Origin of the sequence: Cohnella fermenti (assembly GCF_004801405.1) — a bacterium.
In the GTDB taxonomy this organism is placed as follows: Bacteria; Bacillota; Bacilli; order Paenibacillales; family Paenibacillaceae; genus Cohnella; species Cohnella fermenti.
This window is the reverse complement of the sequence record NZ_SSOB01000067.1, coordinates 1-14,616: the sequence shown is the minus strand read 5'-3', so window position 1 is coordinate 14,616 and position 14,616 is coordinate 1. Positions and strand designations below refer to the sequence as shown.

The 14,616-nt window shown below is 60.5% G+C and carries 6 protein-coding genes and 1 pseudogene; all 7 read right to left on the bottom strand.

What is annotated here, in order from left to right; all coding sequences use genetic code 11:
• Positions 1-122: 122 nt before the first annotated feature.
• Positions 123-717: pseudogene (locus tag E6C55_RS35615) on the bottom strand (Rpn family recombination-promoting nuclease/putative transposase); the annotation flags it as partial.
• A 115-nt stretch (positions 718-832) separates the two neighbouring features.
• Positions 833-5,344 (bottom strand): cadherin-like beta sandwich domain-containing protein, encoded by a 4,512-nt coding sequence (locus E6C55_RS31365; RefSeq protein WP_136373792.1) that lies wholly within the window; start codon positions 5,342-5,344, stop codon positions 833-835.
• 38 nt (positions 5,345-5,382) lie between these two features.
• A complete protein-coding gene (locus E6C55_RS31360) occupies positions 5,383-7,590 on the bottom strand; it encodes a glycoside hydrolase family 88/105 protein (RefSeq protein ID WP_136373791.1) in 2,208 nt (735 codons plus the stop codon).
• Between the two features lie 76 nt (positions 7,591-7,666).
• Positions 7,667-10,240, bottom strand: a complete 2,574-nt coding sequence (locus tag E6C55_RS31355) for a hypothetical protein (protein WP_136373790.1) — start codon at positions 10,238-10,240, stop codon at positions 7,667-7,669.
• A gap of 1 nt (position 10,241) precedes the next feature.
• Positions 10,242-11,993 carry an extracellular solute-binding protein gene (locus tag E6C55_RS31350; RefSeq protein ID WP_230986943.1) on the bottom strand — a complete coding sequence of 584 codons (1,752 nt, stop codon included), beginning with the start codon at positions 11,991-11,993 and terminating at the stop codon, positions 10,242-10,244.
• 49 nt (positions 11,994-12,042) lie between these two features.
• On the bottom strand, positions 12,043-12,924 hold the full coding sequence (locus tag E6C55_RS31345) for a carbohydrate ABC transporter permease (RefSeq protein ID WP_136373789.1): 882 nt from the start codon (positions 12,922-12,924) through the stop codon (positions 12,043-12,045).
• Between the two features lie 12 nt (positions 12,925-12,936).
• The gene (locus E6C55_RS31340) at positions 12,937-13,914 is read right to left on the bottom strand and encodes an ABC transporter permease (RefSeq protein ID WP_136373788.1); all 978 of its coding nucleotides are present in this window, start codon (positions 13,912-13,914) and stop codon (positions 12,937-12,939) included.
• Between the last annotated feature and the right edge of the window lie 702 nt (positions 13,915-14,616).

Genomic DNA, 14,616 nt, shown 5'->3' with positions numbered 1-14,616 from the left:
GATTTCACGCACATCGTCCGCCACTCCGACCACATCTGAACCCCCTCTTGCTTCCAACCGCTTATGAAAAAAAACAGCCGGCTCTCAAAGAGCGACTGTCGCCATGCGAATATATCCTATCTTCACTCCTGAGGCAAGGGTCTTAACGCCTTAATCTCCTTGATCGTCATGCCGGCGATCTTCTCGATCAGCTCCAACTCCATTCCCATTTCGAGCATTTTGACTGCAGCTTCGGCCCTCCCCCGAGCCTCGCCCCGAGCCATTCCCTCGGCCATTCCCACCTGCCGCGCGCTCTCGATCCGGGACTTCTCGTCGCTGAGTGCCTTCATCCGCGCATCGTATGCCATCCGCGCTGCAGGGTCTTGACTTAAGAACTCCAACGTGTCCATCGCCTTCTTCAGCATCGGCTCCTTCATCGTCATCGCCTCCCCTGTGATAGCGTTCGTTCGGCAGGCAGGAGTAATTCAGGATGTTAATTGTCACGCACTTCTGCAGCGTATTGTAATTGCCGCCCCTTGGGATCTGATGATAGTACATCTCCGACCAGTAGAATAAGGTGCGCTTCTCCATATGATAAGGATTAAACAGTTGCATCTCGATATTCAGCAGCTCGCCCTTGGCCGTGCGGGCTTTAATGTCCATAATCGATTGTTTGTCGTCCGGGCTGTCCGGCTCCGTATAGGGGTTCAGAAGGATACATCGGGAAACCCCTCCTTTTCTACTCAGTATACCATTATCGATTCGTTCCATAAATTATCGCCCGTCAAAAAAGAGAAGCCCAGAGAGGGCACCCTCCGGACTTCTCTGCGTACTCTGCGCGAGCTGCCGCCGCTTACATTCTGTTCACTTGCAGCACATAGCTTCGCACGTTATCGTCATGGGCCGTCAGCTCGATCACGATCTCGTTTAAGCCCGCGTCGAGCGGGACGCTGATCGCCGAACCGGACACGGCCGGATTCCCGTTGACCGTCAAGCTCTGGTACACCCTTGATGCGGCGGTCGGCGTAATCAAGATGGATGCCGCTGTGCCGGGGACGGTCAGGCTGTAGCTTGTCGTCTCGGGATCGAAGCTCAGCGCTCCCGGGTCGACCTCGAGGCTCTTCAGCACGTATTGAGGATTCGTTCCCGTCGCGCCCGGATAGTATTGAGCCGAATCCACGAAGCTGATCGTGCCGAGCTTCACCGGATCGACGGCCGTGAAGTCCTCTGTCACCGCTCTCCCCTCGGAGACGATGCACTCGTAGCATGTGATATTGCCGCCCTCGACAAGCAGCTCCGGGCCGGTGTTATTATAAATCTCGCTATTGTAAATGTAGACGTTGGCCGCCACGCTGTTGAGCGACCCGGCCCATACGCCGGCCGCCGTCGGCATTCCGCCGGGCTCGACGGAACCGTAGGCGATGCTGTTGCGCAGTTCCGACTCGCCGCCCCAGAAGCGATAGGCTCTCTTGTTGCCGTAGGAGACGCTGTCGTTCACATAGGCATGAGCCGCCTTGAGATCCCAGCCGCCGTCCGTGTTGCCGAAGGCGACGCTGCGGTTGAACGTGATGTAGTCGGAAGCCGCTTCCGCAACGAAGCCGTCCGCGTTCCAATATTCGCTCGGTCCCGCATCCTGATAGTTGTTGCTCGATACGCTGTCGTTGAAGGTAATGTCATGATCGACGATGGCCGGGTCCTGGCTGGAGTCGGCTACCTGGAAGCCGAACGGGAAGTTGCCGGTTATCCAATAGGCGGCCCCTCCGGCGTCGGCGGTGCAACGGTTCACAACGGCATCGTAGTTGCCGCCCCGGAAGCGAATGCCGCGCTTCGTATAATACGTGAAGTCGCTGTCTTCAATAACGATGTCATGGGAAGCGATCGACCCGTCCGCAGCCGTCGCCCCTCCGTTCAAGTAGATGCCGTCGCTCATCTCGGAGATGTCCACGTTGTAGATTCGGATGCCGACGTTCCTGCCCCGTGTGTAGATGCCATTGAAGTAATTGTTGATCTTCAGGTCCTGAACGACCCAATAGCTGGCCCCGGCAGAGACGTCGATGAAGTTGCCGGTTGCCTGATTATACCGCGTGAAGCTGCCCGTAAACACCGGAAGGCCGCTCCCCGTATCGACTCCCGCGATCCGCTTCGGCGACGACGTGCTCGTGCCCCCGCTCGCGATGGTAATCTTCTGGCCCGTATAGGAGCCGCTTCCGATATACAGCGTGCCTGTCGCCGCCGTCTGGTTCCAGGCCGACTGCAGCGCATTCGGCGCATCCGCCGACAAGGCGTTCGCCCAACTGCTGCCGTCCATCGTTCCCGCTCCGGTCGGCGTCATGTAGCGGTCGGGCGCGCTGATCGGCAGTGTCCGTGGAGCCGAAGGCAGGATGTTGGACGGTGTCGGCTGATAGTAGCCTTTGCTCGAGCCGTATAACTGATTGTTGAAGTCGGTGCCCACTCCGGTCCACGATTCGTTCGTCGGATTGACGAACTGCGGGTCCGTTCCGGAGAGCGTTGTCCCGTTGACGTAGCCGTAGGCAACCGAATCCACGAACGTATAGTTGCCGCCGTCGATCTTGTCATACAGCCTGACCGTGCTGATCGTATCGGCGAAGACGGAATCGTACGCGGTCACGATGCCTCCCTCGCAGCGGAACTCCTCATAGCCGTTGTTGACGAAGGTCGTGTTATGCAAGATGACGTTCGCTCTCTTGCTGAGATCGCTGGTCGCTCCGATCCATGCGCCGTAGCTGTCGCTGTAGGCGGCGACGCAATTCGTCAGAACGGCTTCGCCCGTCGACCAGATTCGGAAGCCGCGCTTGTTCCCCACCGCGATGCAATCGTTGAGATACGTATGCGCCGCCTTGACGTCCCAGCCTCCGTCCGTGTTGTCGAACGCCTTGCAGCGGTTGTACGTAATGTTGTCCGAGTTCCACTCGGAGACGAAGGAATCGCCGTTCCAGTATCCGGTGCCGTTGTTCTGGTAGTTGTTGCGCCCTTCGCAGTCGTTGAACGTGATATCGTGATCGATAATGCCTGCGGCTTGCTCGGAATCCGCCACTTGGAAGCTGAACGGATAATTGCCGGTTACCCAATACGCCTCGCCGCCGGCATCCGCCGTACAGCGATTGACCGTCGCGTCGTAATTGCCGCCCAGGAACCGGATGCCCCGCTTCGTGTAATACTTGAAGTCGCTGTCCTCGATCAGAATGCCGTGGGAGCCGATCGTGCCGTCCGCCGCCGTCGCGCCGCCTCTAAGGTAGAAGCCGTCGCTCATATAGGAGACGTCGACATTGGAGATCCGGTAGCCGATGTTCCGTCCCTTCGTCTCAATCCCATAATAATAATGGCTGATCCGGATGTCCTCGAGCACCCAATAGCTCACCCCGGAAGCGATCTCGATCAAGGTCCCTCTCCGCTGGCTCGTATGCGAGAAGTCGCCGATGAATTCCGGAAGTCCGTCCCCCCGGTCCACGCCCAGCAGCGTCTTCGGAGCGCTTGCGCTCGCGTCGCCCGCACGAAGGTTCACAAACTGCGGAACGTCGTACGTGCCGCCGCCGACGTATACGGTGCCCGTGTCCCCGGCAGCATCCCACGCTGCCTGCAGCCCGTCGATCCGATTGCCGGCCATGGCGTTCGCCCAACTGCTGCCATCCTTGGTTCCCGCGCCACCCGGCGTCACGTAACGGTCCCCCGATCCGGCCGGCGGCGGAGTCGGCGTCACTGCGGCTTCGACCGCGAAGGCGTCTATCGATACGTAATAGTCGGTTGAAGCGGCGTTCTTCGTCGCAGCGACAGCGACCCGGATCGTATGGGTGCCCGGCGACAGATCCGTTCGGGAGTACACCGTCTGCTTAGACGTCTCGGCGCTCGAATACAGGTCGACCACCTGGTCGAGCGTTCCGTCGATATAGATCTCCGCCTTGCCCTTATTGCTCGATTGCGGAGCGAACCAATACACCTGCGTGCCGGTGAACTGCAGTTCGGCGTAGTTGTTGGTCGAATTGCTGTAATATTGGTCTTCGCCGTAATTGCTCACCGTCGTGCCCGAATACGACCATGCCCCTTGATAGACGATAGAGGAATCGCAGGAATCGATCAGCACGGTTCCCGATACGGGGGAAGTCTCCGTTGTCTGCGAATCGCACGGGCTCGTCGGATTGGTCGGGTTCGTAGGATCAGTAGGATCGGTAGGATCGGTCGGGTTGGTCGGGTTCCCGTTCGCGTCTTCCCGCTCGCTTGAAGCCGGGCCGGTCCCTGTCGGCGTATCGGTGTCGGTCGTCAAGTAAATTTTGTCGAGATACAGGCCATCCTCTCGGGCCCAGAAGTTCAGGTCCGCATACCCTGCGGCGATTCCGGTTATCGTCCCGACGTTCTTCCACTTGTATGTGCTGCCGGTCGACAGGCTCGTATTGGTGAAAAGAACCGTGTCGTTCAAGCCGACATAGACCGAGTCGGCCCCGGTATTCGGCGCCTTGTACAGCAGCCATACCTTGTAGTTGCCCGCCGTCGAGAACTTGGCCTTATAGGTCAGCTCCGGCGCATTCTCGTTCTGGGGCGGGTTGAAGAACGCGCCGCTGTCCGGAGACGCCCACATCGCATCGCCCGAGCTGCCGGCAACGACCGTCCAATCGGCGCCTCCCCTGGCATCGACGTAAGCGTAATCCGAGTTCTCCGCAGCGGCTTCCGCCTCTATGCTGAGCTGTCCGCCGGCTTCCAGCCAGGCTCCCGGCTCGGGAGGCGCTATCGGTTCGCGGTCCGATTCCGCAGCTCCCGTCCCCGTCGGCGTGTCGGTGCCGGTCGTCAGGTAGATCTTGTCGATGTACAGGCCGTCCTCCCGGGCCCAGAAGTTGATATCGACGTAGCCCGAGCCGATCCCGGCGAACGTCCCTATCTTCCTCCACCCGAATGAGCTGCCGGTTGACAGGCTTGTATTCGTGATCTTGAGCTCATCTCCGAATCCCGCATACACGGAGTCGGCGCCGGTATTCGGCGCTTTGTACAAGATCCACACATTGTAGCTCCCTGCCGTCGAGAAGTTCACCTTGTACGTCAACTCCGGCGCATTCTCGTTCTGGGGTGCGTTGAAGAAGCCTCCCACATCCGGGGATGCCCACATGGAGCTGCCGGAAGAGCCGGCGGCAATCGCCCACTCCGCTCCGCCTCTCGCGTTCGTGTAAGCGTATTCGGAATTCTCCGCGGCCGTCTCCGCTTCGATGGTTACCGCGCCTCCGGCTTCGACGAACGCCCCTTCGTCCGCAGCCGAAGCCTGCGGCGCCGGACCGAACACCTCGAACGAACCGACCAGCAGGCATACCGCGAGCAACACCCTGAGCAGCTTGTTTAACCCGATTTTTCTCCCAACGTTCATCTCGCTAATTCCCTCCTTTATATAGTTGCTATTCTGGTTCACAGTCGGCTCGATTCCAGCCGTTCCAGCAGAGCCGCGTATTCCATCCCGGCCAGCATAACGATGCCGATTCCATGAGTGTCGTTGACCGTCCATGGCAAGTCGTCCTTGTAATACGAGGGGCTGAACGAATAGCGGGAGCCGACGCAGACGCCATGCACGTTGCCCCATTGATCGACGGCATGGCAGGTCAGCCCCTCCCAGCCTCGCCGGACCGCCTGCACATAAGCTTCCGAGTCGTCCAAGTCGTCCAGGAAGCCCAGCCGCAGCCCCCGGCAGAAGGCGTAGACGAACATGGCGGTGCACGAGGTCTCCTCGTACGAATCCGGGTCGTTCAACACTTGATGCCACAGCCCGTTCTTGCCCTGCAGCTTGAGCAAGCCGCCGCACAGCTCGCGGAAAAAGAGCAGCAGCCGCTCCCGATCCGGATGTGCCGTCGGCAGCGCCTCCAGCAGCTCCGACAACGTGAAGACCGGCCAGCCGTTGCCTCGCCCCCAAGGAACCTTCGTCGCGGTGCCGTACTTGAAGTCGTAGACGTGCGAGAGAATGCGGAGCTCCGGCATATACAGATACTCGCGGAACAAGAGCGCCTGCTTGGCGGCTTCGTCCAGATAGACGTCCTCTCCGGTCAAGCGGGCATACCGGATCAGGAACGGCACGCTCATGTACAGGTCGTCGCCCCACAGCGTGTTCTCCATGTAGTAGCCGGGGCAAGCCCGATAGAAGACGCCGTCCTCCTTGCGCTCTTGCCGGTTCATCATGAAGTCGGCCACGGCCTCCGCCACCCGAAGCGAGGACGGCTCCGGGCAATCGCGATAAGCCTCCAGCATGGCCGAAGCGAAGGACCCGCAGTCGTCCAGCATATCCAGCTCCGCAAGCTGATGGTTGACGGAGGGATAGCCGTACTGCCGCTTCTCCCACAGGGAATAGGCATACATTCGCGTGCAGAACCCGATATGGTCGAAGGCGTATCGTTCCATATCCGGCCGCTTCAGCGCGCGCCCCGTCCTCAGCAGTCCGTACAGCGTCACTCCGAGCGGGTAACTCCACCGGGCAAAATTGGTGTTTTCCGCATATGGTCTGACCCAAACATCCGGCTCATCCAGCCGCCAATAGATCCCTCCCTCCTTCTCCTCCCATAAGCCGTACAGCGTCTGCACCTCCTTGCGGGAATACCGGCTGCCCTCCGCGAACGGCCCCAGGTACAGCCAGCACTCGTCCGTCCCGCGAATCGGCTGCGGCAGCTCGAACTCGCACAAGGCTTCGCCCCCGGCCGAGACGTGCGCCAGCTCAAGGGTGTACCCCCAGTCGTCCGCCCCGGGAGCAAATCTCACCAGCACATCGCGGGAACCGAAGGCCAGCTCAACGTCCCGTTCCGTGATCCCCGCCTCGCTGGCGGACAACAGCTCCTCCCCGTCGACCCATACGGCTGCCGGCCCATGCGCGACCAAGCGCAGCCGGTAACGGACCCGGCCATGACCCGCGCAGCGAACCCGGCTCCAGCCGTAGGCATACCGCCCCGGATTCCCGTCGCCGAACAGCCGGCTTCCGACTCCCCGCTCCCGTTCCTCCTCGCTCCACTGCCGTTCGGGGAACCAGGCAAGCGCCGACTCCGAACAGGCCAATTCCGAATAGGGCAATTCGGAATTGGCCCATTCGGCATTCGCCAGCTCGGAATACGCCCAGCCCGCCTCCCCGAAGCGCTCGGCGAACGGAGCCTGCACCGTCGGCGTTCCCCACTTGCTGCGGACCGTGCCTACCGCGCCGCCGAAGCCGGAAGCCGTCTTGCAGAAGGCGAACAGAAGAGAGTTCCAGCCCGGCTGAAGCGGAATCCGCACGGCCCTGCGCACTTGCGAGTTCACCTCCTCCGCCGCTTCCGACCGGTAGACCGGCCTGTCGTTCACATGGAGCCTTGTCGGCCCATAGCAACTGATCGCGGTCTCCCAATGGCTCTCCTGGTCGCTCCATATCCTGCCAAGTACATAAGCCCATTGCCCGATAGCGGCCTCGGGATGCTTCTCGTCCAGATTCAAGTCGAACCGGCCGTCGGACAACTGCCGGAAGCCCCGGCGGCTGAACGCCCTGAAGGTGAAGGGCACTTTCGGGTGATTGCCGATATACCGCAACGCGATCGTCTCCGCCACCCGCTCCGGTTCCGAGCCGAGACGGAAGGCGATGCTCATCTCGGCATCGATCTTATGAGGCATGACGCCATCTCCTAACGATTGATAGAATGGCCCGGAACCCGGCGAATCCGCTGCGGACACGTCGGAATCGGACACTTCAGATTCGGAAGTTAAGCAGCTTCGTCCGGTTCGGGAAGCGCAGCCGAACGAGTCCCGAGCCGTATTCCCCGTAAGCATGGGGGTTATCGATGAGCGGATAGCCCCCGTCGCCGAGAAGCTCCTTCCCGCCGACCCGGCAAGGCCGCTCGTAAGCCATCTCGACAAGGCCGATGGATGGCGAGTCGTAGACGAAGCTCCCCTCCGCGGAGCACGAGAGCGATGCCGCAGCCACCGCTTCGACGAAGCGCTCGAAGCCGCCCCATTGCTCCTTGCTGCCGGCCTCCAGCAGCCAGATGTTCGACGGCTCCAAGCACAGCAGCTCCCGCTCCTTATAGGTGCCGGTATCGGTCTCCGCATAGGGCTTCTGCGAGAACACCGCTACATAAGCGTCCCGCTTGCGGCCGAACAGCCAGTCGCCGGAGTGCCTCGTCTCGTCGAACTGCCGGAACGGGAAGTACGCGTGGGTACGGCCGGGCCCCTCCTCCAACCGATAGATGTAGGCCAACACGCCGCGGTGCGCGAAGCTCTTCGGATTCCGATACTGCCCTCCCCAATAGGAAGGCCGCGTCATCTCCGATTTATTGTCGAAGCACGTGACGAAGATCGGAACCTCGCCGTCCAGCAGCACCTGGCCGACATGCACCTGGGCGCCCGGTTCGCCCGTCTTCGACTCGACCATGCCGGATACCATATAATCCCTTGTCCGGTAGGTCGCGCAGTTCACGCCGTCCATCCCCTCGCTCGGGAACAGCCCCATCCGCGTGCGAGTGAACCATTCCCCTTCATCGGCGGCAAGCGTCTCCCATTCGGGATCGGGGACGTACGAGCTGCTTGCCAGCGCGGCGCAACCGATCGACAGCTTGCGGACGAGCCGCGTCTGCCGCCCGAACAGCAGCCAGTTCAGACAGCTCATCGCCTCAAGCTCCGGGTGGATGATCGTGTCTTCGTAGCTGCGGCCGTGCGTCGTGCCCATGACCCCCTTGCTGGCGTGGGAAGCCAGCATCGCGCAGACCAGATCCAGCAGTTGCCGGGCCAGGATACGGGTCAGCCCGTACTCCTCGCCGAAGTCGACGATGCTCAGCAGCGCCAGCATATCCTCCTCGTAATACGCGTTGGAGTGCCATTCCATGAAGCCGTAGGTGCCCTTCTGCTTGATCCAGCGTTCGGCCAACAGCCGTCCCTTGAGCGCATGGAACAGACCGTTCTGGCCGCTGTTCGCGAACACCTCCCCCGGGCAAAGCAAACCGGCCACGTACTCCGCGCTGCAGAACAGAATCTCGTGATTCTCGGTCCGGGAGAACATCATCGAGCGGCCCGGCTCGTCGGCGGCGTACTTGAAGCCGAGGATGGTCGCCTTCATGCGCCGCAGCAGCTCTTCGTCCAGGCGTCCGCTGTCCGCGAATCTCGCGTACATGCGCAGCAGGCCGTGCATCGCGAAGTCCGCGCAATCGCAGCGGGCATCGATATAGTCGAGCGCGCTGGCTATCGACGCTTCCTTCACCGCGGCCCATTCGCCGAGCTCCATCTTCGCGAGCTCGGCATAGAGCACAGTCCGCGGGTTGCCCGGCTCCTCGGCGAGCCTCTCCAGCATATATCTCTTGCGCCTCGCGAAGTCCGCATCCTGCGGGAGCCCGGCGAACCAGTCGATGCGCGTGAAGCGCAGCGCGATGCCGCCGATCGTCGCCCCTCCTTCCGCCGCGTAATCGATCGCCGCGATGTACTCCCCCGCCTCCGGAAGCCGATCCGCTGTCAGCAGAGCAAGCGGACCGGCGGAGCCGCCGAGCCGATGCTCCGAGCGGAACACCGTTGGCCCGCGAGCCCCGCGCGCACTCCGGCAGATCTCGATGACGAAGGCCCCCTCGCTCTCCGGAGGCGAATCCCAGTGCAGCTCCAGCGTTTCTTGTCCGGAGATCGCGTGCTTCGCCAGATAGAAGCGTGACAGATCCCGCTCCAATCTCTCCCGCGCTTCGCCGCCAAGCCGCAGCGGAGGAGCCGCCGACAGCCTCCCCTCCTCCGCGGCAAGCGTAAACGTGTTCATGCAATGCAGGTGCACGTTGACCAGAAGGAGAACGAGATCGTTCTCCCCCGCCTTCAGCGGCAGAAGCAGCTCGAACTCGGACTCCACCCGCCCGACGCGGAGGTGGGAGAACACCTCCGCGCCGCCAAGGAAAATCCGGGAGGAACCGCCAAGCCACAGCCGGAAGCGATAGAGGCCGTCCGCAGGCGCCGCAATTCGCGTATAAGCGAAAGTAGCGAGCATCCTGGCTTGGACTCCGAAGCGGGCCCATGTCATTTTGTGCTCCGATGGGTCCGTCCTCAGCAGACTCCACCGGCTCGCCTGCCCGAACAGGGACAGCTCCTCGCCTTCCCGCGGACTCAGGCTCGGCAGCAGGGAAGCCGCCTCCTCGATCAAGGGCAAATACGGCTCGACCGGAACCTTGTAGTTATCGTGGTAAAGCGCGGAGACATCCTTGTCGAAGGGGCCTGCGTACAGCCAATCCCGGATCGGATGCCAGGTTCGCCCGACGCCCGTCTCTACGGTCTCTATGGCCTCTCCCGTCCTCCCGTTCATCCTAGTTCAGCTCCTGCTTGGCCGCCGCATACGTCTCCATCTGCTGCTTGACGATCTCCTTGATGTCCTTCTCCAGCATCGCGGTGTCCTTGTTGTCGATATACCATTGCTTATACCAATCCTCGATGGCCTGCCCGTCGTTCTTCTTCCACATGTCCTGCGCGTCCTTAAGCGCCTGCTCCACGGTATACTTGGTGCCGCTGACGACCGCCTTCAGCCAGATGGCGTCGATCGACTTCTCGACATTCGTATCGGTGGTGAGAAGCCCCTTCGGCAGCGAAGGCATGTGCTCGGACATCGTCAGCTCCGGATACGGCTTGTCGAGGGTCAGGTACGTATCGCGGAAAAGATCGTAAAATGCCTGGTATTCATCATGTCGAGGATCGCTCTGGTACTTGAGTGCAGGAAGATCATACTTGCTGAACGACAGGCCGCCGTTCTGCAGCATGCGCATATCCGCCGTGATGGTCGACACTTCCTTCGAGTGCTTATCCGCGTCCAGAATCTCCGGGAAGCCGTTGGCCATCGTATAATGAGTTCCTTCGATCCCGTACGACAACGTCCGGGAAGTGCTGTCTTCGATGAGGAAGTCGACGTACTTGATGACGGCATCCGGGTTCTTCGCCGTCGCGCTGACGACCGCGGTCATCTGCACGGGGTTGCCGAGCGTCGGAAGGAACGCCCCCGCCTCGCTCTCCGGATAAGCCAGGAAGGTAACCTCGGCGGTCGCCACGTTCTTCTTCAGCGGATCGACGAGCGTCTGAAGGATGCTCATCGCATTGTTGTTCTGGAACAGATACATGCCAAGCTTGCCGTTAATGAAGTCCTGCTGGGCCTTGGCGCCGTTCTTGTCCGCAGCGAAATCCCGATCGACGATGCCTGCGTCGTACAGCCTCTTCGCATAATTGTTGTATTCGGTTCTCCGCTCCCAATCGATGACGAGCTGATCGTCCTTCACGACCCACTTGTTGCTGCTGCCGAAGATCTGCTTCAGCGTCAGCTCGGACGGACCGCTGATCGAGAGGCCGAACGTGTCCTTCTGGCCGTTGCCGTCGGGGTCCTGCTCCGTGAACGCCTTCGCCACCTCGAACAGCTCCTCCGTCGTCGTGGGCATCTTCAGGTTCAGCTTCTCCAGCCAGTCGGTGCGGATCAGGATGCCCCGCTGCGGGTTCACCCAGTTGAACCGGCCGAACTCGTACAGCTTGCCGTCGGACTTCGTTCCGAGCTTCTTCAGAATCGGATTGTCTTCCATCAGCTTCTTGTAATTCACGCTGTACTGCTCGATCAGGTCGTCGATCGGCATGAGCTGCTTCTGGTCGTACAGCATATTGCGGTTGTTCGGAGCGTACTCGAACAGCAGGTCGGGCCCGCTGCCGGACGCGTACAGCACATTGATCTTCTCCTCCGGATTCGTCCGCGGAATGGCGATGAACTTGACGTTCGCCGGCCCGTTCTCGTTGATCCACTTCGTCCAGCGGTTGTTCTCGATGGTGCCTTCGTCCTGTGCGACGTTCCCCCGATCATAGACGGAGACGGTAATGTCCTTCTTGACCTCGGGAGAAGGCGTTGCCTCCTTCGAGGCTTCTCCCGACGATGACGGAGGCTGCGAGGACGCCTGCTCCGCCGTCTGGCCCGCTTCCCCGTTGTTGTTGCTGCAGCCGGACAGAAGAGCGCCTCCCGCCAATGCCACAGTAAGCGATACCGACAACCATTTTCTCCCCGAGGCTGACGAACTTGTCATTGAACTTGCCATGGATAATCCCCCTTGTCGAATAACTTGAAGCAGCATGCTATGCATAAGCTCACCCCTTGACGGAACCGAGCATCACGCCTTTGACGAAGTACTTCTGCATAAACGGGTAAACGACCAGCATCGGCACGACCATAACGAGAACGCCCGCCGCCTTCAGCGATTCCGGCACCACCTGGACCTGCTCCTCGGCATTGCCGCTCGCGGCGACGATCTCCTGCAGCAGGCTCTGGCTCTTGATCATGTTCTGAACCAGTACCGTGAGATTGTACTTGCTCGTCTCATTGATGTAGATAAGCACGTTCATGAAGGTGTTCCAGTAGCCGACCCCGTAGAACAAGGTCAGCGTCGCCAGGACGGGCAAGGAGAGCGGCAGCACGATTCGGAACAGGTACACCATCTCGCTGCAGCCGTCGATGCGCGCGGCATCGTCGATCTCGTCCGGGATGTTCTCGAAGAAGGTGCGCATGACAAGCAGATTATAGGTGCTGATCAGAGCCGGAAGCCACAACGCCATATAGGAATTCAGAATCCCGTACGTCTTGACGACGAGATACGTCGGGATCAGCCCGCCGCTGAACAGCATCGTGAAGATCATCGCCAGCGTGAAGAATCGCCGGCCGATAAAGATCCGCCGCGAGAGCGGATACGCGGTCAGGATCGTTGCCGTCATCGACAGAACGACGCCGACAACGGTAATGACGACGCTGTTCCAGAAGGAGGGCACGATGCGCGTGCCTTCGAACAGCGAGGTGAAGGCATCCGTGTTCCAGCCGACGGGATAGAAGCTTACCTTGCCCGATGCGATCGCCTGAAGATCGCTGAGCGACAGCGCGATCGTATTCAAGAGGGGGAACAGGCAGCTCGCCCCAAGCAGCGTGAGCAGACACGCGTTGATAACGTAGAACCATTTCTCAGAGGCGGTGCTTCTCATGGTGTCCCTCCTTTACCACAGTCCTTTATCGAAGCGACGCGCGATGGCGTTGGCGGTCAGCACCAGCATCAGGCCGATCAGCGACTCGAACATGCCCATCGCCGTCGTCAGGCTGAATTGCGCTCCCTGCAGGCCGATCCGATACATGAAGGTGCTGATCACGTCCGCGACCTCGAGAACGATGTCGTTCTGGAGTACATACACATGGTCGAAGCCGACCTCCATGAGCTTGCCCATTGCCAGAATGAACATGATGACGATCGTTGTAGCGATGCCGGGCAGTGTGATATGCCGGATCTGCCTGAGCTTGCCCGCCCCGTCCAGGCTGGCCGATTCGTACAGGCTCGGATCGATCGAGGTAAGCGCCGCCAGGTAGATGATGGCGCTGAAGCCCATCTCCTTCCATATCCCCGAGCTGACGTAGATCGTGATCCACGAGGTCGGACTGAACAGGAACGGATAAGGCTCTCCCGTCAGGGCCTCGATCCAGCGGTTGATCGTGCCGGACTCGACGGAGAACAGCGTGACGACGAAGCCGCCGATGATGACCCAGGAGAAGAAGTGCGGCAGGTAGACGATCGTCTGAATCGTTCGCTTGAACCAGCTTCTCCGCACCTCGTTCAGCATGATTGCGAGCAGAATCGGGAACGGGAAGCTGACGAACACGTTCAGAACGGACAGGACGAACGTGTTGCGAATGACGTTCAGCGTCTGCGGCTGGCGGAAAATCGTCTCGAAGTTGTCGAAGCCGACCCAAGGACTGCCGAACACCCCGTCCGCGAAGTTGTAGTCCTTGAACGCCATAATCAAGCCGCCCATCGGGATGTACTTGAACAGGACGTAATATGCGGCGCCGGGCAGGAACATCAGCAGCAATGGGAGATTGGCCTTCCATCTCCGCCGCCCGGCCGTTCGCCCGGCTCTGCCCTGCCTCTTCGGCGCTTCTCCTTCGCTCGCTTCCCGTCGTCCAGCCGTATCCGTTGCGGTCATCCCTCAGGCGCCCCTTCCGCTCATGCTCGCTCTGTTGCTTGTTCTCATTATAGGGTGACCGCCGAGCCGCCGCCTTCGATATAAACGGAAGAATCTTCGATATGAACCTCTCTTGCAATAACTCATCAAGAAGAACGCCTAACGGCGTCCTTTGAGTGCGAGCGTATCCGTTTGTGCGAGCCTGGTCACCAGTCACGGGGAATCCACCCCGTGGCTTCCATCGACTCCAGCGTCATGCAGCAAGGCCGCTATCCCCCTTCTGCGCGCTTATGCCTCTTCTCCCCGCAGCTCAGGAACCTCTTGGATCTTCGCCGCACCCCGACCGCCGCCGGGTGATCCCCACTCCTTCCCATCCTGAACGAGCGGGAGAGCGAAGACGGTCGAGACATCGCGCCCTGACCGTTCCACCCAACGCTGTTCGCACCTCCGGTCCGACGTCTTTTGTCCTCTGATCTGCCTGCTTTTGTCCTCTGATCCGCCTGCTTTTGCCCTCTGATCTGCCTGCTTTTGTCCTCTGATCCGCCTGCTCTTGTCCTCTGATCTGCCTGCTCTTGCCCCCTAGTCCGCCGGCTTTTGCGATTTTATGGTCGAGTAGGTAGGGCCTCTCCTTTCGAGGATTGTGCCCGTCCCCCTCACAGATCCGTACGTGCGGAATTCCCGCATACGGCTCTTCGACGCATCTTTCACAGAATGGTTATTTGT